20 protein-coding genes and 2 pseudogenes are annotated in these 24,641 nt (G+C 64.4%); 11 read left to right on the top strand and 11 right to left on the bottom strand.

Annotation, left to right across the window (positions count from 1 at the left end):
* Nucleotides 1-160 precede the first annotated feature (160 nt).
* Nucleotides 161-685 (top strand): winged helix-turn-helix domain-containing protein, encoded by a 525-nt coding sequence (locus tag QA600_RS06405; protein ID WP_278291126.1) that lies wholly within the window; start codon nt 161-163, stop codon nt 683-685.
* Nucleotides 686-736: 51 nt separating this feature from the next.
* On the opposite strand, the gene QA600_RS06400 is transcribed toward QA600_RS06405, so the two are convergent.
* Nucleotides 737-1,528, bottom strand: coding sequence for an NAD-dependent deacylase (locus tag QA600_RS06400; protein WP_278291125.1), 792 nt, complete (start codon nt 1,526-1,528; stop codon nt 737-739).
* 101 nt (nt 1,529-1,629) lie between these two features.
* On the opposite strand from QA600_RS06400, the gene QA600_RS06395 reads away from it, so the two are divergent.
* Nucleotides 1,630-2,979: a cytochrome P450 gene (locus QA600_RS06395; RefSeq protein WP_278291124.1), complete on the top strand. Its 1,350-nt coding sequence runs from the start codon at nt 1,630-1,632 to the stop codon at nt 2,977-2,979.
* Nucleotides 2,980-2,992: 13 nt separating this feature from the next.
* Here the strand turns inward: QA600_RS06395 and QA600_RS06390 are convergent, their stop codons facing one another.
* The gene (locus QA600_RS06390; protein WP_278291123.1) at nt 2,993-3,472 is read right to left on the bottom strand and encodes a cupin domain-containing protein; all 480 of its coding nucleotides are present in this window, start codon (nt 3,470-3,472) and stop codon (nt 2,993-2,995) included.
* 148 nt (nt 3,473-3,620) lie between these two features.
* On the opposite strand from QA600_RS06390, the gene aspS reads away from it, so the two are divergent.
* The gene (aspS, locus tag QA600_RS06385) at nt 3,621-4,925 is read left to right on the top strand and encodes an aspartate--tRNA(Asn) ligase (RefSeq protein ID WP_278291122.1); all 1,305 of its coding nucleotides are present in this window, start codon (nt 3,621-3,623) and stop codon (nt 4,923-4,925) included.
* Nucleotides 4,926-5,395: 470 nt separating this feature from the next.
* Nucleotides 5,396-5,536, top strand: coding sequence for a zinc-ribbon domain-containing protein (locus tag QA600_RS22800; RefSeq protein ID WP_345782010.1), 141 nt, complete (start codon nt 5,396-5,398; stop codon nt 5,534-5,536).
* A 118-nt stretch (nt 5,537-5,654) separates the two neighbouring features.
* On the opposite strand, the pseudogene QA600_RS06380 reads toward QA600_RS22800, so the two are convergent.
* Nucleotides 5,655-7,857 (bottom strand): annotated as a pseudogene (locus QA600_RS06380) (amino acid permease).
* Between the two features lie 517 nt (nt 7,858-8,374).
* Between QA600_RS06380 and QA600_RS06375 the strand changes: the two are divergent.
* On the top strand, nt 8,375-10,120 hold the full coding sequence (locus tag QA600_RS06375) for a cation:proton antiporter (RefSeq protein ID WP_278291121.1): 1,746 nt from the start codon (nt 8,375-8,377) through the stop codon (nt 10,118-10,120).
* 2 nt (nt 10,121-10,122) lie between these two features.
* Entirely contained in the window at nt 10,123-11,925 is a 1,803-nt protein-coding gene (locus QA600_RS06370; RefSeq protein WP_278291120.1) for a cation:proton antiporter, read from the top strand.
* A gap of 261 nt (nt 11,926-12,186) precedes the next feature.
* On the opposite strand, the pseudogene QA600_RS06365 reads toward QA600_RS06370, so the two are convergent.
* The 4 genes and pseudogenes from QA600_RS06365 to QA600_RS06350 form a co-directional block, all read right to left on the bottom strand.
* Nucleotides 12,187-12,417: pseudogene (locus QA600_RS06365) on the bottom strand (IS6 family transposase); the annotation flags it as partial.
* 26 nt (nt 12,418-12,443) lie between these two features.
* Entirely contained in the window at nt 12,444-14,105 is a 1,662-nt protein-coding gene (locus QA600_RS06360) for a cation:proton antiporter (RefSeq protein WP_278291119.1), read from the bottom strand.
* Nucleotides 14,098-15,816: a cation:proton antiporter gene (locus tag QA600_RS06355; protein ID WP_278291118.1), complete on the bottom strand. Its 1,719-nt coding sequence runs from the start codon at nt 15,814-15,816 to the stop codon at nt 14,098-14,100. Before QA600_RS06355 ends, QA600_RS06360 begins: the two co-directional genes overlap by 8 nt.
* Nucleotides 15,817-15,908: 92 nt before the next feature.
* Entirely contained in the window at nt 15,909-17,399 is a 1,491-nt protein-coding gene (locus QA600_RS06350) for a hypothetical protein (protein ID WP_278291117.1), read from the bottom strand.
* A gap of 197 nt (nt 17,400-17,596) precedes the next feature.
* On the opposite strand from QA600_RS06350, the gene QA600_RS06345 reads away from it, so the two are divergent.
* Both QA600_RS06345 and QA600_RS06340 read left to right on the top strand, forming a co-directional pair.
* Entirely contained in the window at nt 17,597-18,424 is an 828-nt protein-coding gene (locus QA600_RS06345) for a pantoate kinase (RefSeq protein WP_278291116.1), read from the top strand.
* A 41-nt stretch (nt 18,425-18,465) separates the two neighbouring features.
* On the top strand, nt 18,466-19,245 hold the full coding sequence (locus tag QA600_RS06340) for a 4-phosphopantoate--beta-alanine ligase (protein WP_278291115.1): 780 nt from the start codon (nt 18,466-18,468) through the stop codon (nt 19,243-19,245).
* On the opposite strand, the gene QA600_RS06335 is transcribed toward QA600_RS06340, so the two are convergent.
* The gene (locus QA600_RS06335; protein ID WP_278291114.1) at nt 19,242-19,904 is read right to left on the bottom strand and encodes a hypothetical protein; all 663 of its coding nucleotides are present in this window, start codon (nt 19,902-19,904) and stop codon (nt 19,242-19,244) included. The genes QA600_RS06340 and QA600_RS06335 overlap by 4 nt on opposite strands.
* A gap of 150 nt (nt 19,905-20,054) precedes the next feature.
* Between QA600_RS06335 and QA600_RS06330 the strand changes: the two genes are divergently transcribed.
* Together QA600_RS06330 and QA600_RS06325 are read left to right on the top strand one after the other, a co-directional pair.
* Nucleotides 20,055-20,333 carry a HalOD1 output domain-containing protein gene (locus tag QA600_RS06330; protein WP_278291113.1) on the top strand — a complete coding sequence of 93 codons (279 nt, stop codon included), beginning with the start codon at nt 20,055-20,057 and terminating at the stop codon, nt 20,331-20,333.
* Nucleotides 20,334-20,398: 65 nt separating this feature from the next.
* Nucleotides 20,399-21,379 carry a tyrosine--tRNA ligase gene (locus QA600_RS06325; protein ID WP_278291112.1) on the top strand — a complete coding sequence of 327 codons (981 nt, stop codon included), beginning with the start codon at nt 20,399-20,401 and terminating at the stop codon, nt 21,377-21,379.
* A gap of 54 nt (nt 21,380-21,433) precedes the next feature.
* Here the strand turns inward: QA600_RS06325 and QA600_RS06320 are convergent, their stop codons facing one another.
* Nucleotides 21,434-21,604 (bottom strand): hypothetical protein, encoded by a 171-nt coding sequence (locus tag QA600_RS06320; RefSeq protein ID WP_278291111.1) that lies wholly within the window; start codon nt 21,602-21,604, stop codon nt 21,434-21,436.
* Between the two features lie 164 nt (nt 21,605-21,768).
* On the opposite strand from QA600_RS06320, the gene QA600_RS06315 reads away from it, so the two are divergent.
* The gene (locus tag QA600_RS06315; RefSeq protein WP_278291110.1) at nt 21,769-22,707 is read left to right on the top strand and encodes a biotin--[acetyl-CoA-carboxylase] ligase; all 939 of its coding nucleotides are present in this window, start codon (nt 21,769-21,771) and stop codon (nt 22,705-22,707) included.
* Here the strand turns inward: QA600_RS06315 and QA600_RS06310 are convergent.
* Both QA600_RS06310 and QA600_RS06305 read right to left on the bottom strand, forming a co-directional pair.
* Nucleotides 22,704-23,207, bottom strand: coding sequence for a universal stress protein (locus QA600_RS06310; protein ID WP_278291109.1), 504 nt, complete (start codon nt 23,205-23,207; stop codon nt 22,704-22,706). The genes QA600_RS06315 and QA600_RS06310 overlap by 4 nt on opposite strands.
* A gap of 222 nt (nt 23,208-23,429) precedes the next feature.
* The gene (locus QA600_RS06305; protein ID WP_278291108.1) at nt 23,430-24,536 is read right to left on the bottom strand and encodes a carboxypeptidase regulatory-like domain-containing protein; all 1,107 of its coding nucleotides are present in this window, start codon (nt 24,534-24,536) and stop codon (nt 23,430-23,432) included.
* Nucleotides 24,537-24,641: the final 105 nt, after the last annotated feature.

Raw genomic sequence — 24,641 nt, 5'->3', positions numbered from 1 at the left:
GGAACGCCAGTGGCTTTCCTCACCGGCGGCGGTTAACAGTGGAAACGGTCGCGGCTTTCGCGGCGGGTCGAGCGGGTGGCCGAACGGTCGACTCGATCGCTACTCCAAGGCGTTGCGCGAACCGAACATGTAAACAGTGGAAACCGCGTTAGTAGAAATCATGAGCGACGACCCCCCGAACTGGGAGTTCAAGGACCGTGACATCGCGATCCTCTGTGAACTTTCAGAGGACCCGCAGCTCTCCTCGCGGGAGCTAACAGAGGTGCTCGAGACCGACTACGATATCGACGTCTCTCACGTGACCGTCAGCGAGTCGATCCGCAGGATGCGAAACGAGGGCGTCTTCCGGGAGGCGATCATCCCCAACGAAGAGTACTACATCTTCGCGCTGTTCGAGTTCAAGTTCAACACCGACGGCTTCGCCGACGGCTGGCGCGAGGCGATGGAGCACATTCGCGAGGACAAACACACCCTCTTTTTCTTCCTCTCGGACGGGGAGTACCAGTGGAAGACGGTGATGATGTTCCGGAACCGCGAGCAGGTCTCCCGGTGGATCCACGACTGTTACACCGAGTACGGCGACGTCATCGCCAACGTCCGCAACTCGGCGGTCCACAACGTGCTCAAGTTCCGGACCGATCCGGAGATCTACGAGGACCTCGGTGAGGAGTACGACGCCTCGTAACGGAGCTCCCCCTCGAGCAGCGGCGTCGATCCCGTTCGTCGACGACCGAGATCAGGCGTCGACGAGCTCCTGCAGCCGCGGGAGTACCTCGGTCACGTCCCCGCGGCGGACCACGTCGGCCGCCTCGTCACACGGGGTCGACTCGAGGTTGACGATGCCGACCGTCGCGCCGCTCGAGGCCGCCTGACGAGGCAGCGAGGCAGCGGGCTCGACGACCAGCGAGGAGCCGATCGCCAGGAAGGCGTCGCTCTCGCGGGCCAGCGACTGTGCGCGCTGGATGACGGCACCCGGAAGCCGTTCACCGAAGAGCACGACGTCGGGCTTGAAGACGCCGCCACAGTCGCAGGTCGGCGGGAGGTCGCCGTCGGCGGCCCGCTCGAAGATCGGCTCACCCTCGCGCCGTCGGCCGCAGTCGGTACATCGAACACGGCGGGCGTTGCCGTGAAGTTCGAGCACGGAGCCCGCACCATCGACGTTCGGCTCGTCGGTCTCGTGGTCACGGGTGGCGACCGCCGCGTCTCGGTGGAGGCCGTCCGTGTTCTGGGTACAGACCGCGTCGAGGTAGCCGTCGCGCTCGAGTGCGGCCAGCGCCTCGTGGCCCGCGTTGGGCTCGTACTCGCCGCCGAACATCGCCTCCTGGAGCTCGAGGCGGTCCGCCCAGAACCCCTCCGGGTCGCTCCGGAAGCGGCCGTAGGTGAACTGCCCCTCGTCGAAATGGTCCCAGACGCCGTCGTCGCCCCGGAATGTGGGGATTCCCGAGGGCGCCGAGATGCCGGCACCCGTGAGGACGGCCGCGGTGTCGGCGGCTCGAATCGCTTCGGCGAGCGTCTCGAGATCGTCCATACCGAGGACCTGGGGTCGGATCGACAAAAGCGAGACGAAAACCGCGTTCCTCGAGCGGATCGACCCATAAAATAGAGTAGTCCCAACCGCAACTCGTACCTGTGCGATCCGATACATCTTCCTCGTCCGACGGACAGCCGCCCGGGCCCAACGGGCTTCCACTGGTTGGCAACCAGCTGGCGTTCGTTCGCGACCCGTACGGGTTCATGACCCGAACTGCCCGCGAGTACGGCGATATCGCCTCCTGGGAGGAACCCACGGGCCGGGTCTATCAGCTCAACCACCCGGACCACATCGAACAGGTACTGGTCGGGAACAACCAGCACTACGTCAAGGGCGAGCAGTTTCAGCATATCCTCAGACCGGTCACCGGGAACGGCATCCTGAACAGTGAAGGCGCCGTCTGGCGCCGGAATCGACACCTCATCCAGCCCGCGTTCGCTCCCGACCGGATCGAGGAGTACGCCGAGATGATGACCGCGTTCACTGAAGACGCACTCGAGGATTGGCGCGACGGCCAAACCCGGCTGTTCCACGAGGACATGATGAAGCTCACGCTGCGAATCGTCGCCCGGGCGCTGTTCGGCGTCGATATCGACGACCACGTCGACACGATCGGCGACGTCCTCGAGGAGTTCATGCTCGCCAGCGAGAGCCTCTCGCATCTCGTCCTGCCGCCGGGGATACCGGCACCCTCCAGGCGGCGTATTCGGCGTGCACGCGAGAAGCTCGACGCCGTTATCTACCCCCTGATCGAGCACCGACGAACGAACCCCACTGACCGGGGCGTCATCTCGAAACTTCTCGAGGTAACCGACGAGCGCGGAACCGCGCTCTCGGACGAGCAGATCCGCGACGAGGTCGTGACGCTGCTGCTGGCCGGTCACGAGACGACCGCCCTCTCGCTGACGTTTACCGCCCACCTCCTCGCGAGGAACCCGGCCGTCGAGGACCGTCTCGTCGAGGAGCTCGAGGCCGAACTCGACGGCGAAACGCCGACGATGGCCGACCTTTCCAGTTTGTCGTACACCGAGCGGGTGGTCAAGGAGTCGATGCGGCTCTACCCGCCCGTACCAGGAATCGTCCGTGAGCCCGTTAAGCCCGACATTATCGACGGCTACGAGATCCAGCCGGGCTCGACGGTCCGGATGCACCAGTGGGTCGTCCACCGCGATCCCCGCTGGTACGACGACCCCCTCGCCTTCCACCCCGAGCGCTGGACCGACAGGATGGAGTCCGAGCTACCGAAACTCGCGTACTTCCCGTTTGCCGCTGGGCCGCGACGGTGTATCGGGGATCGGTTCGCGATGCTCGAGGCCCGGCTGATCCTCGCGACGATCTACCAGAACTACCACCTCGAGCTCGTTCCCGGAACGGAGGAACTCGATCTACTGGCGACGATCACCGCCCGTCCGAAACACGAGATTCCGATGGCCGTCCGCGAGCGGTAACCCGCATCGAGACTCAGTCCTCCCAGTACCCGACGTCCTCGTCGAGCCGGTAGTAGCCGTGAAGCGAGCGCTCCCCCTCCCCGCCGGGCGGGGAATCGACGAAGACGCCGAACTTGTTCATCTCGGGGTAGACGGTGACGTCGGGTTCGGCCATCGTCGAGACCAGCAGATACCGGAGCACCCCGTCGCCGTCGTTGACGACCTGATGTCCGCCGTCCTCGTTCGCCGGAAGCGCCGCAAAGACGCCGCCCTCGAGCGGCTTTTCTCCCTCTTCGCACCGGAGGATCCCTTCGCCCTCGAGGACGAAGATCGCCTCCTCGTTGGCGGTGTGGTAGTGGTAGGGCCACGATCGCTCGCCGGCCGGCAGCTCGTACAGGCTACAGCCCAGATCCGCCGCGTCGACGGCGTTCGAGAGCTGCTTGCGCCGGAACCGTGAGGATCCCCGGTCGTACTCGGTCCACTCGAGGTCGGCCTCGTTGATCGCGGTCGTCATGCGGTGGCAGTACGACGGAGGCCACAAAGAGTCCTCGGGGCGAGGCCGCGACACGGACGGGCGGACGACGGGAACGGTGTTTCGATCTCGGCCGAGACCTCGACTTCGAACGATTGCGCTTAAGTTCCGGCGACCGGAATCGGGTGGTATGCAGGATAGAACCTACACTGCCGACGCCGAGCCGGGCGACGACGCGACGGTCGCCGGCTGGGTACACGAGATCCGCGACCTCGGCGGGATCGCCTTCCTGATTCTCCGAGATACGACCGGCAAGATTCAGGTCAAATTCGAGAAAGACGAGATGGACGACGAGCTCGTCGAGACCGGTCTCGGCGTCTCCCGCGAGAGCGTCGTGAAGGTCTCGGGCGCCGTCGAGGAGGAGCCGCGCGCGCCGACCGGCGTCGAGGTCACGCCGGAGTCGCTCGAGGTCGTCGGCCCCGCCGACCCCGAGCTACCGCTGGATCCCTCCGGAAAGGTCGACGCCGAGCTCTCGACGCGACTGGACAACCGCACGCTCGACCTCCGAAAGGACGAGGTCCAGGCGATCTTCGAGATCCGCTCGGAGATCCTGCGCGCGGCCCGCGATGCGTTCCGCGAGTTCCGCTGTACGGAGATCACGACGCCGAAGATCGTCGCCACCGGGACCGAGGGCGGCACCGAACTCTTCCCGATAACCTACTTCGGCGAGGAGGCCTTCATGAACCAGTCGCCGCAGCTGTTCAAGCAGCTGATCGCGGGCTCGAACGTCGAGCGGGTCTTCGAGATCGGTCCGATCTTCCGCGCCGAGGAGCACAACACGCCGCGCCACCTCAACGAAGCGACTTCGATCGACTTCGAGGGCGCGTTCTGTGACGAACACGACGCGATGGACGTCGCCGAGGGCGTCGTCACCGCCGCCTACGAGGCCGTCAACGAGAACTGTAGCGAGGAGCTCGAGGCGCTCGGTCTCGAGGACTCGTTCGAGGTACCTGACGGCGAGTTCCCACGACTCAGCTACGAGGAGGCCATCGAGCGCATCAACGCGACGGGTGAACTCGACGAGCAGCTCGTCTGGGGCGACGACCTGCCGACCGAGGGCGAGAAGGCCCTGGGCGACGACGTCGGCGGCCACTACTTCATCACCGACTGGCCGAGCGAGATCAAACCGTTCTACATCCAGGACCACGACGACGACGAGGAGCTCTCGACGGGCTTCGACCTGATGCACCCGCGTATGGAACTGGTCTCGGGCGGCCAGCGCGAACACCGTTACGAGCAGCTCATCGAAGGGTTCGAGCAGCAGGGCCTCGACCCCGAGCAGTTCGACTACTACACGAAGATGTTCAAGTACGGCATGCCGCCCCACGCCGGCTTCGGGCTGGGTGGCGAGCGCCTGATCATGACGATCCTGGGCCTCGAGAACATCCGGGAGGCTGTGTTGTTCCCACGCGACCGGCAGCGGCTTTCGCCGTAACGGTCGCATGGGTGTTCGCGGGACCGAAGGTCCCGCGCTATTCCCGCGAGATCGCCAGCGTTTGTCGCCGTAGGCGACAAACCTGGGGGCCAGCAAGGCGTGGCGAACGTAGAGAGCCACGCCTTGCAGGACCGCCAGAGACTGAGCCCGTAGGCGAAGTCTCTGGGAGCGCGTGGAAACCACAAGTGCGCAGCGCGAGTGCGTTTCCTCGAGACCGCCAACGTCTGAGCCCATAAGGGCGAGGACGTGGCGAGCCAGCGGAACGAACGGAGCGAGTTCCACAGAACCGGCAGCACCCGTCACCGACCGAATCGCGACCCTCTCGTAATCGGTGTCGGGAGCGACGACCTCTAATCGCGACTCCCACGACTATACGATGTCGCAGCTCATGCATGTGCATCTCGTTCTTATCTCCCGTTCCAGAATCGAGAGTGGGATTAATGATGGTATACCAACAACGTCTACTACGGATGGGGGTACTCGATGCGCTACGAACCGGTAGACGTAGCACAGAGCTGTACGAGTGCAGAAACTGCGGTCAGAAGCTCGACGACGACCACGACGAGTGTCCTCACTGCGGGTCACAGGAGGTCGCCCACTACGTATTCTGAATCCATTGCGGTCAGATCCGAGGAGTAGACGCGTTTCGGACGCACATAGCTGGTTTTGCGTGTAGCGTCCGGAACAATCGTAAAAAATGACGAACTCGAGCGATCGAAACCGCTCCGGCTACGCCGAGAGCCGTTCGGCGACCGCTTCGCCGATCGCCCAGTGCGTTTCGTAGGGTCCGCGGACCATCACGACGTTGCCGTCGGCCTGCTCTTGGACCGTCTCGGCGATCGAGCCGTACAGAATCTTCGAGACGCTGCTCTTCTCCGAGACGCCCGCGCAGATCGTGTCGTAGCTATCGACCTCCTCGAGGATCGCCGACTGGGCGTCCTCGGAGACGAGAACCTTGCTCTCGTAGTTCTCCGGCTCGAGTCCGGCCGTCTCCGCGATGTCCTCGATCACGGCTTCGCCCTGCGCGATCGGGTCGTCGTCCTCATCCTCGCCATCGGCGGGCGACTGGACGTTCAGTAGGGTCGGCGTCGTTCCTGAGAGCGTCGCGAACTCGGCCGCGCGTCGCGCGGCCACCGGCGCATGCGGACCGGGGCCGGCGAGCGCGACGGCGTCGCCGATCTCGTCGTGTCGGAGGTTGGCGATCGTCACGTCACACGGAGCGTTTTTCAGCACTGGGTCGATGGTCGATCCGAAGATGAACTCCTTCGTCCGCCGGCCGTGTCCGCGGTCGCCGAGCACCACCTGGTCGGCGGCTTCCTCCTCGAGCACCGTCAGCAGCGTCTGCCCGATGTCGCGTCCAAGAATCGCCCGCGTTCGCAGACTGATGTCGAGATCAGCGGCCGCCTCGCGGGCGCTTTCGAGCAGTTCGCGCTGCGTTTCGACGCGTTGCTCCTCGAACTCGAGTTCCTGCTCGAGGGCCGTCTGGGTCGGAACCCGGGTGATGTTGACGGCGACGATCTCCGGCGTTTCGCCCTCGGAGTGGGTCCGCGCGCTGACCGCGGCGAGCCGGAGCAGGTTCTTCTGGGTCTCCGGGTTCGCGATCGGAACGATGACCCTGTACCGTTCCTCGTCGATGTCGAGGCTGCTCCCCTCCGACCCGTTGACGATCGCGTCGCCGACGAGGCTCTGGTCGATGTCCTGGCGTCGAGCGTACAGGAAGTACCAGACGATCCCGAGGACGATAATTCCGATCCCGATTCCGATGACGGCGAGATTCATTTGTGTGATGACCAGCATCGAGAGCGCGATGCCGGCGATCGGCACCCACGGGTAGAGGACGCTCGGGATCTCGAAGTCCGGCTCGTAGTCCTCCGGCTCCGCGCGCCGGATGACGACGACGGCACCGTGGACCAGCGAGTACGCGATCAGGAAGCTGAAGCTGGCCACCTCGGCCAGCACCTCGATGATCGCTTCCACCTGCAGGCCGGCGGCGACCAGCAGACCGGTCAGGAGTCCCGTCGCGATGACCGCCCGGTGGGGCGTTCGGAAACGGTTGTGGGTCGTGTTCAGCCAGTCGTGCATCAGGTTGTCCCGCCCCATCGCGAAGACGACTCGCGCCGCAGCGAGCACCGACGAGTTCGAACTCGAGATCGCCGCCAGCGCCGCAGCGGCGACGATCGCGGCGACGCCTGCGACCCCCATCGACACCTCGGCGACGTCACCGACTGGAACGAGCGAGTCACCCAGTTCGTCGAACGGCACGACCCCGGTACTGACGATCATGACGACTACGTACAGCAGGGTCACCGAGACGACCGAGAGGATCATCGTCAGCGGGATGTTCTTCCCCGGATTCTTGACCTCCTCGGCGACGGTCGCGATGATCTCGAAGCCGAGGAACGTGACGAAGACGAGTCCGGTCGTCGCGATGATCCCGCTCGGTCCCGTCGGCGCGAACGGCTCGAGGTTCGCGGCGTCGATGTAAAAGAAGCCGACGACGAGGTAGACGATGATCACGACGAGTTCCAGCCCAATCATGATGTTCTGGAACGACCCCGACTCCTCCGTGCCGTAGTAGTTGACACCGACGAGCAACGCGAGGCCGAGCAGGCCGAACAGAACTACCAGTGCTCGCCCGCTGAGAAGCGGGATCGGTTCGACGATGTACTGGCCGAACCCGATCATGTAGAACGCGCTCGCGAACATCAGCCCGGTCCACATCCCCCAGCCGACGATACTGCCGAAGAGGCTGCCGAGCGCGCGGTTGACGTAGTGGTAGCTGCCGCCGGCGATCGGCATCCCGGTTGCCAGCGCCCTCCGCGGCGATTCCGGGGAGAATAAAGATGCCGGCGCCGATCATCGTCCCGCCGCCCATCGTCATCGCCTCGGTGAAGCCGAGGTTCCGGGCGAGTTCGCCTTCGCTGTCGCTCACGAGTACCACCTATCCGAGACGGGAGTCGGACGAGCCGCAGTCGTTAGATTTCGATCCGTCGCGCCCCGAATCAGCCGTACGGACCGATGAGTGAACGGCACGAGAGAACAACGACCGAACTCAGACAATGACACAGTGGGTCAACAGTAGGTATTCCGGATAGATACGTTCCGACTCGTAATGTGCAAGCGGTGAACGACGACCGCCGATCTGGATACGACGGGTTCCCGAAGAACGTGCGGCTTCGCCCGGCGAACTCCTCGTGAGAGACCTCGTCGGTAAGCAGCGCGGTCAGCACTGCGATCGCAACGGAGATCGAGTTCGTCGGACCGACGTCCTCTGTAGCGATTCCGAAACGCACGAAGATCCGAGTCTTCTAAAGGGGAGCGTACTCAGCCGCCTGACCGGCGCCGTTCCGTACGGTAAGCACCAACCGATCACCGTCTTTGTCCTTGGTGGATCATGCGGTGGACTTTTCAGCGCTTCAAGGAAAGCAGAGGTAGTGGTGAAATAAGAGATGGTCGAGGTCGGCCTCGCGAGTGATGTGGCTATTATTCTCGTCGCTGCTGCACTCGTCGGGGTTCTTGCGGTTCGATTGGGACAGCCGACGATCATCGGATACATTCTTACCGGCGTCGTGATCGGCCCGGTCGGACTCGGGCTCGTGGAGCCGAGCATCATCACGGACACGATGGCCGAACTCGGTCTCGCGTTTCTGTTATTTTTGCTCGGTATCAAGATACGAATCGGCGAGATTCGCCATCTCATCGCACCGATCGTCAAGATCTCGATTCCACAGATGGTCGCGGTCGGAGCTGTTGGGTTCGGTTTTGCAGTTCTCCTCCCGTTTTCATTCGAGGAGGCGGTGATCATCGGGCTGGCCGTGGTGTACAGTTCGACAGCCGTCGTGATCAAAATGCTCAACGACAAGGGCGAGGCGACGTCGCTGCACGGCAAGATCGACGTCGGCGTACTCCTCGCCCAGGACATCGTCGTCGTCATTATTCTCGCAGTGCTGGCCGCAGGCCGGCCCGAAAGTGTCGCCGACGTCGCGGTAACACTTGGTATCGTGATGGTGCTCGTCTCGATCACTACCGTCGCGGCGATCGCCGCGTCCCGATACGTGCTCCCGTCGCTCTTTAGACGAATCGCCGACGACACGAGGCTGCTCTTTCTCGTCGCGATCTCGTGGCTCTTTCTGTTCGTCCTCGTCTCCGACCAGATCAACGTCCTCCTGTCACCGATCGGAATCGACGCCTACCTCTCTATCGAGATGGGGGCGTTCCTCGCCGGGCTGGCGATCGCCCAGCTGCCCTACAGCAAGGACCTCCAGGGCCGCGTCAACCCATTGACGGACCTGTTCGTGATGGTGTTTTTCGTCTCCGTCGCCCTCGACTTCGAAGCCAGCGATCTCCTCGCGTACTGGCAGGAAGCGGTCGTCGTCGCCGTCGGACTGATGATCGTCAAATTCATCGTGTTTTTCACGCTTCTCAACTGGCAGCGGTTCGATCTCGAGACGACGTTCCTCGGCAGCATCGGGATGATCCAGGTCAGTGAGTTCGGGATCGTCGTCGCCGTCGCTGCGGTCGAGAGCGAGCCACCGTTTATCGGCCAGGCTGAGCTCGGGTTCATCACCCTCGTCGCGCTGATGACGATGAGCGTGTCGGTGTACTTCATCCAGTACAACCGACAGCTGTTCGAGCGCGTGGAACCGTATCTCTCACGATGGGAGCAATCTGATCCCGTCCAACCAGCTGATACGGAGTATCGAAACCACGTCGTTGTCATCGGTTACGACGAGATTGCACGCAGGGCGTTGCGAATCCTCGAGGACCAGTACGACCAGATCGTGGTCATCGACCGAAACGTCGAGCACGTCGAAGCGGTCGAAAACGCGGGGTACGATGTCCTGTTCGGTGACGTCCAGTACGAGAAGATTCGCAAGGACGCCGGCGTGAAGTACGCCGACTTCGTGTTCTCGTCGTCGGATCAGAGGGAGATTAACGAGATCTTGCTCAGAGAGACAACGGAGGAGACGACTGTGTTCGTCGAGGCCAGAACTGCCGAGGAGGCAGAGCAGTTGTACGATGCTGGCGCCGAGTACGTTATTCTGGCCCCACAGCTCGGCGTCGTCCAGTTCATCGTACTACCTCGAGTCGTACTTCGAGAACAGATCGACCTTCGACCGAGAGGTCGCCGCCGACATGGAGCTGTTGCGAAGCGGGAAGCTGTTCCCCGACATCACGGATCGAGTAGGTGGTGACGATGACTGACGTCACGTTGCTTACCGCGATGGCGATCCTTTTCGTCGTCGCCGGACCGCTGTTGCTGATCGCGAAGGGATTGCAGCTGTCGGTCATCCCGTCCCTCATCTTGGCGGGGTTATTCGTCGGACAGCTTGATATCATCGACGAGGAACTGATGCTCGAGCTCGCCCGGCTCGGAATCGCGTTCCTCGTCTTCACCTTCAGTGTACAGATTCAGACGAAACACGTCCGTACAGTCATCTCGGATACCGAAGTCGTCGCGATCGTTCAGGCACTCGTCCTCGGCGTACTCGGCGTCGCCTTCGCGTTCGTGGTCGGCATCGCACTGGAGTCCGGGATCCTCCCGGGCGGAGGACTCGTAGACCCGGTGACGATCGAACAGGCGCTCTTCGTCGGGATCGCGGCTGCGCTCTCGTCGATGATCGTTGGCACCGCACTGTTTACCGAGCCACAGTCCGACATCGTTCACGACTATCTCTCGAGCGAGATCAATTCTGTCAACGACTTTCTGGCAGTGGTGCTGTTACTCATCGTCAGCGCCGGTGTCTTCGCACTGGATCCGATCGCAACACAGCTCGGATACGGTGTCATACTCCTCGGCACGGCGATCGTCATCAACCGGTACCTGTTCGGTATCATGGATCGCCTCGCCGGCGGTTCCGACGAGGCGATGCTCGTCAGCATCGTCGCATTGTTGATCGCCTTCCTCGCTGCAGCGGAGTTCCTCGAGACCTCGATCGTCGTCGGCGCGTTCGCCGCCGGACTGGCAATCCGAGATGACCCAGTCGAGTATTCGGAGGTGTTCAACGGGCTGGAATCGATCCAGGAGTTCTTCGTTGCGATCTTCTTCGCCACCGTTGGTGCCCTGGTCACGCTCCCCCCACTGAGCGCGGTAGTGAGCGATCCGTCGACTGGTCTTGCCCCCTTCGTCCCCGTCGTGACGATCGCGCTCGGACTCGTCATCCTGACGGTCGTTATCAAGCCGATCGTCATCGGCGTCCTGCTCGTGTACAACGGGTACGACAGGCGATCGGCGACGATTACGGGACTCAATCTGGACCACGTCGGTGAGTTTGGCGTCATCGTAGCCATCGAGGCGCTCGTCCTTGGATTCCTGATTGATCCGGTGTTCGAGGCGATCATCCTCGCCGCAGCGGTGTCGATGATCCTCTCGAACCTTACCCACACGTACGACAAGGAGATCTACGAAGTTATGGTCGATCGTGGCTGGCTCGGTCAGCCGCGCCACGATGTTGACGACTGGAACTCCGTTCCCGAGGACATCTCCGACCACGTCGTCATCGTTGGGTACGGCCGGCAGGGTCGACGACTCGTCGAGTTCTGTGAGGAGATCGACCAACCCTACGTCGTCATCGAGAACAACCCGCGGGCACTGCCCGACCTCCGGGCCGAGTGCGACGCCTACGTGTTCGCCGACGCGATCGAACCGGAAACGACGGACGCGTCCAACCTCGAATCGGCGCGATTGGTCGTCTCCACGGCCGAATCGAAGTCCCTCACGGAGTACTTCCTGTCGTTTTCCGATACCGTCGACGTCATCGTCCGGACCAGAGAACTCCCAATGGCCGCCGAACTCATCGAGCGAGGGGCTACGTACGTCATCGTTCCGGATCTCCTTGCAGCCGACCAGCTCGCCGACAGCCTCGGAGCACTGTTGAACGGAGAGTACGACCCCGACGAACTGCGGGCAGAGAGTATGAGCGAACTAAACCCTGAACGTGTCCCACCTCGTTTTTCCACCGCGGAATCGACATCGCACACCGGAGAGATCGACAGGTAGCGCTCTCCGCCTCCTGAACGTCTTGTATCGCCTTTGTCGGCGTATACGTGGAAGCAACGACAGGTACGTCTTCTCTCCTCACGAGTCGCTCAAACACGACTGAGACAGATTGGGCGTGGAACACCGTGTAGTGGAGTCGTCTGCCTAAACTGGGACTCTCTCCGACCGTTCTGTCGGCATCAACTCTCGGCTGACAGCGTCTGCACGGTGCTCCGTCGTTTGTCGATCAAAGCGTATCACGACGTTTTGTTGCTCCATCTACGAGTTGCGAAAACGCTCGAGTCGGATGTCGAGCGTATGAAACCACGTTTCGACGAGGCTTCGTTCGACTGAGTCTCCTCGGTCGTTCAACCCGAACCGGACAGGGACAGTCCGATAGCCAAACTGAGCGACGAAAAACGCTGCCTTGGAGGGATCGTGTTTCTCACGGAGTCCATACAGGAACGCAGCCGCCGGATCGGCGCCGTGGCGTCCGAATACCTGAACGTCGAGACGACTCTCAATGTGCAACCGGTACGCTACGATTCCTGATCCGGGTACGGCGGGTCCTCGAAGAACGTGCGGCTGCGCCCGACGAACTCCTCGTGAGAGAGTTCGTCGGTAAGCAGCGCCTCGAGGTCGTCGCCGACCCGCTCGGCCGTGATCGCCTCGGGGTAGACGACACCGGTTGCCTCGCGTTCGAGGAACGCCTCCGCGTCGTCGGCCGAATCGATCCGGACGACCCGCGGCGTGTCGCCCTCGAGGTCGGCGATCGCCTCGGCGCGGGCGAGTTCGGGCGACAGCGAGACGACGAGCGCCGCCGTCTCGAGTCCCGCCACGTCCCAGGTCTGCTCGTTCAGCACGTCCCCGTAGACGTAGTTGTCAGCGAGTTCGCGGATGTCGTCGAACCGCGTCGGGTTGTCCTCGACGACCACGACCGGTCGATCGAGCTCCGAGCAGGCCTCGAGGACGTGCTCGCCACCGTGTTCGAAGTCGGTGATAATGACGTGATCCTCGAGATCGTCGTCGACGTCCGTTTTCTCACCGATCGGTTTGCCGACTGCGCGGACGACTCCGTGCTCGCGGAGCCAGCCGTTGATCTCCTCGGCGTTGCGGGCCGTGTACGTCGCCGCGATCCACGTGATCGCCGCCGAGAGGACGATCGCGTCGAACAGCGGCCGCGCGATCGTCTCGGCGACGAGCGCCTCGATCGCGATGAAGAGGCTGAAGACGCTGACCTGGTCGAGCGTTAGCCCCGTCATGACGGCCGTCCGCCCGTCGAACCCCCCGCGGAGCAGGAGAAAACCGACGATCAGCGGGTTGAGAACGACCACGGCGAGGACGAGCGCGACCGTGTAGCCGACTGTCTCGACGGTCGGGATCGCCAGCAGGGCGCCGACAGTGACGAAGAAGATCGGCGTGAAGAAGTCCTCGAGGTCGTCGATCGTGTCGACCAGCTCGAGCGAGTGGGGGTAGTCGTCGGCGACGGCGATCCCGGCGGCGAACGCGCCGACGATGATCGAGAGGTTTGCGGCCTCGGCGAGCGCGATGAAGCCGATCGCGAGCGTGATGCCGAACAGCATCATCACCTCCGAATCTCCCTGAAGCCTGCTCGTGATGCGGTGGAAGGCGAGGTATCGCACGCCGAGTGCGAGCGCGAACAGCCCGGCGCCGACCGCAAGCTGGGTGGGGGCCGGTTCGGCCGCGTAGACGAACGCGCTCAGACCCAACACGACCAGAACGCCGAGCAGGTCCTCCGTGAAGTGGATCGACTCGGCGACCTGCGCGTGGGTCGGTCGAACGCCCTCGTCGGTATCGAGGTAGCTGGTCGCGACGAGCGACGAACTCAGAGCCGCGGCGACGCCGAAGTAGACGGCGTTCAGCGGGTCGACGCCGAACGCGAGCGCGCCGGCGACGGCCAGACCGCCGATAGTGACCGCCTGCAGGACGCCGATGGCGACGCTCGTTCGCCCGGTCGACCGGAACGCCTCGAGGTCGACGTGGGTGCCGAAGAGGAAGACGAGGAAGGCGATTCCCCACTGGGCGAGATCGAGAAGTTCGCTCTCGTCGATCGCGAAGCCGATGAGAACGCCCGCCAGCAGGTAGAACGGCAGTACCGGGAGATCCCGTTGGGCGGCGACGAGCAACAGCCCCGCCGCGACGGTGAAGATCAGCGTCAGCGCGAACAGGATCTCATACATCGGTCCCACCTCCGGTGCTGGCGGGCTCGCCCGCTCGCCTCGGCTCGCTGCGGGCCCGCGCGTTGAGTTCCTCGAGACGATCCTCAAACGCCTCGCGGTCGTCGAGCGTCCCGAGTAGGTCCGCCAGCTCCTCGCCGACGAGTCCGCGCTCCATGACCACGTAGTCCGCCCCGGCCTCGGTGAGCCGCGTGGCTTCGAGCTCGGTGTTGGCTCGCACGATCGAAAGCGTCTCCGGGGACTCCTCGACGAGGCGCTCGTTGACGTCGACCCGGTCGGCGACGGTGATCAGGACCTCCGCGCCGGCGAGGTTCGCCTCCTGGCGGATCTCGCCGTGTCTGGCGTTGCCGAAGATGAAGCCGTAGTCGGCCTCCTTGAGCTCCTCGACGTGTTCGGCCCGGTCCTCGACGACGACGATGTCTTCGACGTGTTCGTCCAGTACGTTCATGAGTTCGTTCGAGAGTCGGTTGTAGCCGACGACGACGGCGTGGTTCTCGTACTCGACCGGCTCGGCCTGAATGGGGTCGTCCCGTTCGAAGCGCTCGAGGTACGGCTTGACGTACGCGTAGATCTCGCGGTTGTACCGGACGTAGTACGTCGAGATCGGCATCGTGACGAGCGCCATCAGGCTGAAGAAGCCGAGCAGCCCCTCCTCGATGAACCCTTCCTCGACGGCGAGGGCACCCAGGACGACCGAGAATTCGCTGACCTGCAGCATCGAGATCGTTCCCAGGAAGGAGGTCTCCATGTCGAAGTTCTGGCTGTAGAACAGCCCGAAGACGATGAAGAAGTTGATGACGATCAGGGCGACGCTCGCGATCAGTGCCTCCTGCCAGTAGGCGAGCAGCTGGTCGACCTCCATCTGGAGGGCGATGCTCGCGAAGAAGACCGCGATGAAGAAGTTCGTCGCGGGCCGCATCCGCTCTTTGAGCTCCGTGCTGTAGGGTAGCTGTGCGAGCGCGAGCCCCGCAAGGAACGCGCCGATCTCGACGGAGAGGTCGAGCATTTCAGCAGTGAAGATAAAGAGGAACGCCCAGGCGATGCCGACCGTAAAGAGCGTGCTCTTGTTCGCCGCGCTGGCCCGCAACAGCGCGGGCAGGAAGTACTTGCTCGCAAGGTAGGCGACGACGCCGATGACGCCCATCAGGAACAGCACCTGTCCGATGTTGAAGGCGACCTCGGTGACGTTGTCGACGGTGCCGACGGCCAGTATCGCCAGCGCCATCACCAGGTAGATGTCCTGGAAGATCAGGATGCCGATGTCGGTCTTGCCGTACAGCGTCTTCAGGTCGTCCTTGTCCCCGAGCACCTTGACGATGATCGGCGTCGCGCCGAACGTCGTCGCCAGCGCGATCATCAGCGACTGGAACAGCGTAAAGCCAAGCAGGAGCGCGACGCTCGTCGAGGCGATCGCCTGCAGGATCGCCTGCCCGACGGCGATCGCCCCGACGGGGCGCATGATCTCCTTGATGTCGTCGAAGCGCATCTCGATCCCGAGCAGGAACAGCAGGAAGCCCAGCCCGAGTTCGGCCATCACCTCGATCAGCTGGTCCTCGGTGACGATCCCGAGACCGATCGGGCCGACGACGACGCCGGTCATGATGTAGGCGACGATCGTCGGCTGCCCTGTCAGCCGGGCAATATAGCTCAGTACAGTTGCCGCGGCGATCAACAGCGCGAAGTCTGCCGCGAGTGCGATCCCTCCGGTCGGCATCTCTTAGGGCCTCCTCATAGCAATCGTAGTCGACCGCTCGTCCGCGACTGTCGTCGTTCGTCGCTCGTCGTCGATACGCTCTCGGACGGCACTCATCGTCGCTCGATCGTCGTCCCCTCGCCGCCGACGGCGACGCCCAACTCGTCGCCGAGCGCGATCGCCTCGAGCCCCACCTCCGCGTCCGCGTCGGCTCGTTCCCAGTCGTCGGTCGGGTCGTCGCGCTCGTAAATCGCTCCGTCGGCGGTACAGACGGCGAGCCGGTCTCCGGCTCGAGCGATCCCCGACAGCGCGTCCTCGCAGACCCGCTCGGGAGTCCAGCGCGACCCGTCGTAGCGGTGGACGACGCCGGCGTCGGTACAGAGGTGACAGGAGTCGTCCTCCCCTGCGGCGAGCCCGGTCGGCGTGCCGTCGGCGTCGTCGATCCCGATCGCTTCGAAGCGTTCGCCGCCGTCGTCGGTCGCGAAGACGCCGTCGTTCGTGTCACAGCAGTAGCCGACCTCGCCGTCGAGGACGACGTCGCTCAGGCTCGAGCCACTTCCTGGCTGCAGGGGCTCGTCCCAGCTGCAGTCGCCGTCGCGGTACCGGCCGCCCAGTACCTCGCCCGAGCCGTTGATCAGAAGGACCGTCTCGTCGCCCGCAGCGCCCGCGACTGCGATCCCCGCGAGGTTGTCAGTACGGTCGCCGGGCGCCGAGAAGTCGGTGTGGCGACCCGAGTCGAGCTCGAGCCGGCCGACGGCGCCACCGTCGCCGGCGACCCAGGCGACCTCGCCGTCCTCGGTCGCATCGACGCCGTGTAGCGCCTGTCCCTGGGCGGCGGGCCCGTCCTCGAGGGTAATGGACCACTCCTCGCCGTCCGTCATCGTGACAACGCCGCCCTCGCCGACAGCGACGGCGCTCGAGCCCGCGACCGCGGCATCGAGCAGGGTCGCGTCGGTGGGTGCGTCCGCGTGTCGCCACTCGGGTTCGGGCTCGGAATCGGTCTCATCTTCGTCGTGCGGTTCGGACGACAACGTGGCATCTGCCGCCGCTGGTTCGACCTCGCCGGCCGATTCGTTCGGGTCGGGTTCCGGCGCGGCTGCACCTGCCGACTCGGTCGACAGTTCGGCGTCGGGCGTCGGCTCGCTCGAGGGAGCCGGCTCCGACTGCGTCTCGGGTTCGGTTTCGGCTTCCGGTTCGCGGTCGTCCGTCGGCGAGTCCTCGAGCGACTCCCGTCCGTCCCCACTCGAAGAGTCGGATCGAGCGTCCCGCTCGGCCGGCGGCGGGCCGAGGGAGTCGGTTCCCGACTCCGGAGCGGATCGAGCCTCGGGGTCGTCTCGCCTCTCCTGGCTCGGCTCGTCCTGCTCCGCGAGCGCCGCGTCCGTCGGCGACATCGAGTTTCCGCTCGCGTCGTCGCCGCGTCGCGTGATATAGAGGACGATCGGCGGGACGATGTAGCAGGCAAGCGCCAGGAGGACGAACCCGCGGTGGACGAACGAGAGGAGCCCGAACGCCGTGAGTCCGGCCGTCGCGACGGCGTGCATCCAGGTCTTCGTGTACTGCTGGAAGAACCGGCCGAAACCGCTGGGTTCCGTGTTCGTCGCCATCACTCAGCCCCACCCGTCCTCGGGGAGAGGACTCTCGCTATCGCTGCTGGCCGCCCGGTCGACGGGCCGCGGCGAGGACTGTGCGTTCATTGCGCGTTCCTTGACACTCCGAACGGAAAAGCCGGGACCATGAAGTGTCCTGAGCCGCCGCCGTCGAACCTGTAACGTTATACCGGGCGAGTGACAACCGGGTGGTGATGCGCGAGGAGGCGACGGCGTTCGTGCCGGGCCACGTAACCGGATTCTTCAGCGCCCATCCGGACGAGGACCCGACGAAAGCCGGCTCACGGGGGGGTGGACTGACTCTGACCGACGGCGTCGAGGTGACCGTCGAACCCGCGACCGAGACGACGGTCATCCTCGACGGCGAACCGATCGAGATCGATCCGGTACGGACGGTCCTCGAGGCGCTCGAAGTGCCGGCCCGGGTCGAAGCCGAGTCCGACCTCCCGCTGGGAGCCGGCTTCGGCGTCTCGGGGGCAATGGCGCTCGGCACGGCGTTCGCAGCGAACCAGGTCTTCGAGCGGCGGCGCTCGCGAAACGAACTCGTTGCGGTCGCCCACGCCGCCGAGGTCGAGGCCGGAACGGGGCTTGGCGACGTCGTCGCCCAGGCCCAGGGCGGGATCCCGATCCGACTCGAGCCCGGCGGGCCCGCGGTCAACGAACTCGACGCGGTTCCCGCCCGATCACGGATCGAGTACGTCGCGTTCGGCGAGCTCTCGACGGCCGACGTGCTCGCCGGCGAGACGGCGAAGCTCTCGCGGGCCGGCGAGGCGGCGCTGTCGCGGCTCGTCGAGGAGCCCACCCTCGAGTGCTTCATGAACGTCTCCCGTCGGTTCGCCCGCGAGGCCGAGCTGTTGACGCCGACGCTCGAGTCGACTATCGAGGAGGTGACCGAATCCGGTGGGCAGGCGTCGATGGCGATGCTCGGAGAGACGGTCTTCGCACTTGGGACCGGGCTCTCTGACGTCGGCTACGAACCGTCCGTCTGCCGGACCCACCCCTCGGGTGCGGTGCTGAAGTAGGGATCGGTCGGCTTTTCATTGACGGTCTCGAGGGATCGATCATGACCGACTACGACACCGTCTCCGCCGACGTCGAACACGAGGAGGAGATCCCGGAGGACCACCCGAGATACCAGGACCTGCTTACCCGCCATCGGATCGAACAAGGTGTCGAGAAGGGGATCACCCACCTGCAGGGGATGCACGCGGAGGGGCGGGGCAGCGCCTTCGACTACCTGCTCGGCGAGGAGACGATTCCCAGCGCGGACGAGGCCGAACGGGCCGCCGCGGCCCACCTGCTGCTCGCCGATCGGCCGGTGCTCTCGATCAACGGCAACGTCGCCGCGCTGGTGCCCGGTGAAATGGTCGAGCTGGCCGACGCTGTCGGCGCCGACCTCGAGGTCAACCTGTTCAACCGCACCCCGGAGCGGATCGAGGCGATCGCCGACCATCTCCGCGAGCACGGCGCCGAGGACGTGAAGGGGCTCGAGGCAGACGCCCGGATCCCGAACCTGGACCACCAGCGCGCGAAGGTCGACGCTGACGGGATCCACGCGGCCGACGTCGTGGTCGTCCCGCTCGAGGACGGCGACCGCGCGGAGGCCTTAGAGGCGATGGGCAAGACCGAGATCGTGATCGACCTCAACCCGCTCTCGCGGTCGCCCCGGATCGCGGAGGTCCCGATCGTGGACAACATCATTCGCGCGGTGCCGAACGTCACCGGTCACGCGCGGGACCTGGCGGAAGCGGAGGAGGCCGAACTCCGGACGATCCTCGAGTCGTTCGACCGGGAGGCGGCGCTCGAGGAAGCGGAGCGCCGGATCCGGGACGGCGAGCTCTAGAAGCGGTCGGTGATCCGCGGCGAGAGGGTGTCGCGGCCGTCTTCGGCTTCTGTGATGTAGTCGTCGGCGGCGCCGTCGACAAACGGCACTCGAGAGCTGATCGAGGCGGTAAGCTCCTTGACGCGGTAGTACGACAGCGAAAAGTACTCGCTGGCTCGCCGGCTGAACGAGCCGTCGACCTCGTAGCGGATGTCGCAGTCCTCTCCTCGAAGGGTCTCGCCGTCGTCGTCGATCAGCCAGCGTTGACTGAGGTCGACGCCCTTCTCCGCGTCGTAGCCGCGGGCGACGTAGTGTCTGTAGGGGTGGCGGATCCAGGAACACTCCCAGTGGGCGTAGATGTCGACACCCTCGGCGTTCTCGAGTTCGTGGAGGATGACGTGAAGCTGGTACGACGCCAGCGGCGACGGCCGCCACACCCACGATCCCTCGGCGGTGTTGCCGTCCATTCGGACCTTCACCGCGGAGATCGGGTTACGCGAAAAGCCCAGGTCGTCGAGCAGCGCCTCGATCTCCTCCTCGGAACACTGGGCGGTCAGCACGTATTCGTTGGAGGTCGTGTGTGTGACGGCGTACCCGCCGAAGGTCCCCCGCAAGAGGTAGTGGATCTGCGGGTAGACGGTTCGTCGAGCGGCGTTGATGGCGTCCTCTCGATAGCCCATACGATCGAGCAATGCGTCGAAATCGGTATCAATGTTCGGCAGGCAGTGGCCACAGTCGCCGTCGTTGCCGGAATCGCAAGCGGGCGAACGATGCGTGCATACGCCGGTAGAATGATTAGGGAAACTCCGGTCGGTACTACGCACACTCAGATGAACACGACGGACAACGGAGATGTCATTACGAGGTGCACGCTCGACACCGATCAGGAGACGCCGGCGACGCAAGTCGCCGAACTCGTGGCAGAGCTCGAGGACTGTGAGGTGACGGATCTGTCGCCGATCTACTACACGGTCAGCGAACTGCTCGCGGATCTCTTCTCTTCGCCGCCGCGGGCGACGGCCGACGCTGCCCTCGAGTTCACCTACGAGGGGTACCAGTTCCGGGTCCGGCAGGACGGGACGACGACGGTAATGAACGCCGGCGTCTGATCCGGGGTCGTCGCGGTCGCGGGTCGGTTATTATAAAACCGTTCGCCGGGTGCGATGAGGTAGAGATGGACGCCTACGAGCTGATCACGCGAAACGCCGAGGAAGTCGTCACCGACGAGGAGGTGCGCGAGCTCGCGACCGAGCCCGAGGGCAAGCGCGTCTACGTCGGCTACGAGCCCTCCGGCGTGTTACACCTGGGACACCTGCTGACGGCCAACAAGCTGATCGACCTCCAGGACGCCGGCATGGAGGTCGTCGTCCTGCTCGCGGACGTTCACGCCTACCTCAACGGGAAGGGCAGCTTCGAGGAGATTCGCGAGACCGCCGAACGGATGCAGGCGCAGTTTACCGCCTACGGCCTCGACGAGGAGAACACCGAGTTCGTCTACGGCTCCGAGTTCCAGCTCGACGAGGAGTACACCCTCGACCTCCACGAACTCGAGCTCTCGACGACGATGAACCGCGCCCAGCGCGCGATGGCCGAACTCCAGTCGGGCGAGACCGCTAAAGTGAGCCACCTCGTCTACCCGCTGATGCAGGCGCTGGACATCGAGTACCTCGACCTGGACCTCGCGGTCGGCGGCTTGGATCAGCGGAAAGTCCACATGCTCGCCCGCGAGGAGCTCCCCGAGCTCGGCTACGAGGCCCGGCCGTGTCTCCACACGCCGATCGTCGCCGACCTCACCAGCGGCGAGGGAAAGATGTCCTCGAGCGAGGGGATCACGATCTCGATGGAGGACTCCACCGAGGAGGTAGAGGAGAAGGTCAACTCGGCCTTTTGCCCGCCGACGCGCGACCCCGAGGACGACCTCGAGAACCCCGTTCTCGAGCTGTTCGAGTACCACGTCTTCCCGCGCTTCGAGGAGATCGTCGTCGACCGTCCCGAGAAGTACGGTGGCGATCTGACCTACGAGGCGTACGAGAGCCTGGCCGCGGACCTCGAGTCGGGCGAGCTCCACCCCGCCGACGCCAAGGGCACCCTCGCAAGCTACCTCGACGAACTGATCGCGCCCGGCCGCGAGAAGCTCCGGGAGCTGCGAAGCTAACACTCGGTTCCGCGGGCGCCGAACGGCTCGCCCGTCGCGCCGTCGCCGCTCGGCTCAGAACTCGACCGCGCCGATCCACGGTTCGTCGCCGCAGTACTGACACTCGAACATCGTCTCGTACTCCTCGCAGGGGTCGTGAACTCCGCGCCCGCACGTCTCGCAGGTTGTGATCTCGCTGTCGTCGGGTCGCGTCCCGCAGGTCGTACAGCGCGTGCCGATCTTCATTGTGTCGTGCTAACTCACCTCATTCATTTGGTGGTCCGAGAGCGAGCGACAAAAACCTCCGGATCCGACGGTCGAACGACCGGTCACGGCGAGAGATGGTCGAACCGCGGACCGCTCGAGAGCCGATCCAGCCGATTCAAGTGCGGTCCCGTTCCTTGCCCGGTATGAACGAGACGCGACGAGCGATCCTCGAGGCGATCGGCGACGGGCCCGTGTCGGGCCCCGACCTCGCCGAGGAGCTCGACATCTCCCGGGCGGCCGTCTGGAAGCAGATCGACGCGCTCCGCGAGGCCGGCTTCGAGATCGAGGGCGGATCGACGGGGTACGAGCTAACCGACGTCGCGGCCTACAACGCTCCCGCGGTCGAGTTCGGGCTCGAGGCGCCGTTCTCGATCGACTACCACGACGCGATCGGGAGCACCAACGACCGCGCCCGTGAGCTGGCGACCGAGGGCGCGAGCGACGTCGGCGTCCTCGCGGACGAACAGACCGGGGGCCGGGGTCGACTGAAACGCGAGTGGACCGCTCCGTCGGGGGGCGTCTGGTTAAGTATCGTCCTCCGGCCGGAGGTCGTGCCGGCTCGCGCGTCCCTATACACGCTCGCGGCGGCGGTCGCGACCGCGCGGGCGGCTCGAGAGGCCGGCGTCGACGCCCGGATCAAGTGGCCCAACGACGTCGTCGTTCCCGTCGATGACGAGGGCGGATACCACAAGCTCGCAGGAATTCTCACGGAGATGGAGGGCGAGACCGACCGCATCGCGTGGCTCGTCGTCGGGATCGGCGTCAACGCGAACATCGACAGCGACGTCCTTCCACAAGAGGCGACGTCGATCCGCGCGGAGGCGGGCGACGTCGACCGACGCGTCTTCGTCCAGCGACTTCTCGAGGAGTTCGATCGCCTTCGGACCGACTTCGAGGCGGTCGTCCCGGCCTGGCGCGAGCTGGCGCTGACGCTGGGCCAGCGCGTCCGGGTCGAGCGGCCGACCGACGAACTCGTCGGCGAAGCCGTCGACGTCACCGACAGCGGGGCGCTCGTCGTCGAGACCGACGACGGCCGGGAAACGGTCTCAGCTGGCGACTGCGAGCACCTGCGGCCGACCTAGACGTCCGAGGGCTCAGCCCTTTCTCCCTCGGCCGTCTCGGCCTGGCGTTCGGATTCGGGAACCGGTTCGTCCTCGTCCAGTCTGACCGTCAACACCGGGACCGGAGACTGTCTGACGACCCGCTCGGCGACGCTGCCCAGCAGCAGGCGGTCGATTCCGCCGCGGCCGTGTGTACCCATAACGACGAGATCGCAGCTGTCGGGCGTCGCCTCCCGGACGATCACCTGACTCGGCGACCCCTCGAGGATCTCGGTCTCGACCTCGACGTCCGGCGGCGCGAGCTCCTCGACCCGCGCGAGCGCGCCCTGACCCTCCGAGCGCAGCGCCTCCCCGATGCCCTCCCAGGCGGTCTCCATCGGTAGCCCGCCGTAGCTGGCGACGTTGGCGACGTAGATCGCCTTCACCGTCGCGTCGTGAGTTCGGGCGAGCTCGAAGGCGTACTCGAGCGCGCGCTCGCCCTCCGGCGAACCGTCGGTCGGGACGAGAATGCAGTCGTACATCTGTTACCACGTGGCATAACACGTCGTGAGTAATAACGTTGTGGTAGTATCGAGGGATTCTCTTACGAATACTGACAGGGATGGCGAGAGGATAGAACTGACAAAAGAACGCCGATTCTTTCTACTGGTACTGTTTCCGCATGGCAGACAAGGGCTCTTTACGCCGTACTTCCCGCGGAGATTTGGGTTGGTCGTCGACGAGAGCCGTCTCGTGAAACCAACCTACGACTCCAGGGCGGCGAGTCGCTTCTCTAGCTCCGCGATTCGGTCGTCCCTCTCGGCGAGCTTCTTCGACAGGCCTTGGATCGCAGCGAGTGCAACCCCTTCGGCATCGACTGTCGAGATTGATTCATCGTCGTCACCAAGATCGAACGTTTCGGCGAACTCCTCGGCCATCGGTCCCATGTGTTTTCCGGTGCCGTTGTGTCTGAACTTCCACGTGGTGATCTCCAAGTCCTCGACGCCGTCGAGCACCGTTTCGGGATCGACCGATTCGACGTTCGTTTTCGCCGATGTAGCGCTTGTCGAGTTGAACGCCGGCGCGAAGACCGGCATCTGTGATCTGATCTCGTTCTCGCCGTCCGACGTCTGGTAGGCATCGCTGGAGTCAGCGAACACCACTGCCCCTTCATGAGTCGCGTACGCTCTCCGGCCGGCTGCGAACGAATTATTGGCGTGCGCAACGTTCTCCGAACCTCCAGGTACCGTTCCCAAACCACCGTTCGCATGGTTCCTTCGCCCGCCCCCGACTGTCGAGTGCGAGCCACTTGCCGTGTTTCCGGCTCCACTAATTCCACCTCCTCCCCCGATTGTCGCTCGGAAGCCGCTGGCTTTGTTTCCGACGCCACCGCCAACTGTCGCGTCGGTGTTGCTGGCTTCGTTTCTCGCTCCGCCGCTGACTGTCGCCGCCTGACCGTCGGCTACGTTGCCCCATCCCCCGGCGACCGTGTCGTACCTGCCGCGGGCCTCGTTGTCCAAACCACCGCCGACCGTCGCGTGATCGCCGCTGGCAAGAAGGCCGATTTCGAGGGTATCGGCCATCTCCCTCGCCGCATCGGACGCCAGTTCGGATAGCGTGATGTCCAGCGTCTCCGTCGTATCCTCACCGATGGTGACGGATTGCTCGTCGGTCTCGAACCCGATTTGTTCGCATCGCACATCGTATGTACCAGGTCCGACCGAAACGGAGTACGTACCGCTCCCCTCCGTCGTGATTATCGCTTCGAGTTCCTCCGTTTCGGTATCAGTAGCGGTTATTACTGCCGCCTCGACGTCATCGCCTTTATCGGTCGAAACCGTCCCCTCGATGATTCCCTCTTTCGATCGCATTTCTTCACTCATGGTCTCTCACCACTTACCGAGAAACGATGTAAGAGGTAAGATAGGTATCTAGTGAATTTTTGGTAACACTTGGCTGGATTGCAGCGGCTGAAA

The organism is Natronococcus sp. A-GB1 (genome assembly GCF_029688845.1).
Taxonomy (GTDB): domain Archaea; phylum Halobacteriota; class Halobacteria; order Halobacteriales; family Natrialbaceae; genus Natronococcus.
This window is presented reverse-complemented; position numbering and strand designations above follow the sequence as displayed.

What these genes read in the sequence shown, in the direction of transcription:
- QA600_RS06405 (WP_278291126.1), top strand. Translation starts at nt 161, where the DNA reads ATGAGCGACGACCCCCCGAACTGGGAGTTCAAGGACCGTGACATCGCG.
- QA600_RS06400 (WP_278291125.1), bottom strand. Translation starts at nt 1,528, where the DNA reads ATGGACGATCTCGAGACGCTCGCCGAAGCGATTCGAGCCGCCGACACC.
- QA600_RS06390 (WP_278291123.1), bottom strand. Translation starts at nt 3,472, where the DNA reads ATGACGACCGCGATCAACGAGGCCGACCTCGAGTGGACCGAGTACGAC.
- aspS (WP_278291122.1), top strand. Translation starts at nt 3,621, where the DNA reads ATGCAGGATAGAACCTACACTGCCGACGCCGAGCCGGGCGACGACGCG.
- QA600_RS22800 (WP_345782010.1), top strand. Translation starts at nt 5,396, where the DNA reads ATGGGGGTACTCGATGCGCTACGAACCGGTAGACGTAGCACAGAGCTG.
- QA600_RS06375 (WP_278291121.1), top strand. Translation starts at nt 8,375, where the DNA reads ATGGTCGAGGTCGGCCTCGCGAGTGATGTGGCTATTATTCTCGTCGCT.
- QA600_RS06370 (WP_278291120.1), top strand. Translation starts at nt 10,123, where the DNA reads ATGACTGACGTCACGTTGCTTACCGCGATGGCGATCCTTTTCGTCGTC.
- QA600_RS06360 (WP_278291119.1), bottom strand. Translation starts at nt 14,105, where the DNA reads ATGTATGAGATCCTGTTCGCGCTGACGCTGATCTTCACCGTCGCGGCG.
- QA600_RS06355 (WP_278291118.1), bottom strand. Translation starts at nt 15,816, where the DNA reads ATGCCGACCGGAGGGATCGCACTCGCGGCAGACTTCGCGCTGTTGATC.
- QA600_RS06350 (WP_278291117.1), bottom strand. Translation starts at nt 17,399, where the DNA reads ATGGCGACGAACACGGAACCCAGCGGTTTCGGCCGGTTCTTCCAGCAG.
- QA600_RS06345 (WP_278291116.1), top strand. Translation starts at nt 17,597, where the DNA reads ATGCGCGAGGAGGCGACGGCGTTCGTGCCGGGCCACGTAACCGGATTC.
- QA600_RS06340 (WP_278291115.1), top strand. Translation starts at nt 18,466, where the DNA reads ATGACCGACTACGACACCGTCTCCGCCGACGTCGAACACGAGGAGGAG.
- QA600_RS06335 (WP_278291114.1), bottom strand. Translation starts at nt 19,904, where the DNA reads ATGGGCTATCGAGAGGACGCCATCAACGCCGCTCGACGAACCGTCTAC.
- QA600_RS06330 (WP_278291113.1), top strand. Translation starts at nt 20,055, where the DNA reads ATGAACACGACGGACAACGGAGATGTCATTACGAGGTGCACGCTCGAC.
- QA600_RS06325 (WP_278291112.1), top strand. Translation starts at nt 20,399, where the DNA reads ATGGACGCCTACGAGCTGATCACGCGAAACGCCGAGGAAGTCGTCACC.
- QA600_RS06320 (WP_278291111.1), bottom strand. Translation starts at nt 21,604, where the DNA reads ATGAAGATCGGCACGCGCTGTACGACCTGCGGGACGCGACCCGACGAC.
- QA600_RS06315 (WP_278291110.1), top strand. Translation starts at nt 21,769, where the DNA reads ATGAACGAGACGCGACGAGCGATCCTCGAGGCGATCGGCGACGGGCCC.
- QA600_RS06310 (WP_278291109.1), bottom strand. Translation starts at nt 23,207, where the DNA reads ATGTACGACTGCATTCTCGTCCCGACCGACGGTTCGCCGGAGGGCGAG.
- QA600_RS06305 (WP_278291108.1), bottom strand. Translation starts at nt 24,536, where the DNA reads ATGCGATCGAAAGAGGGAATCATCGAGGGGACGGTTTCGACCGATAAA.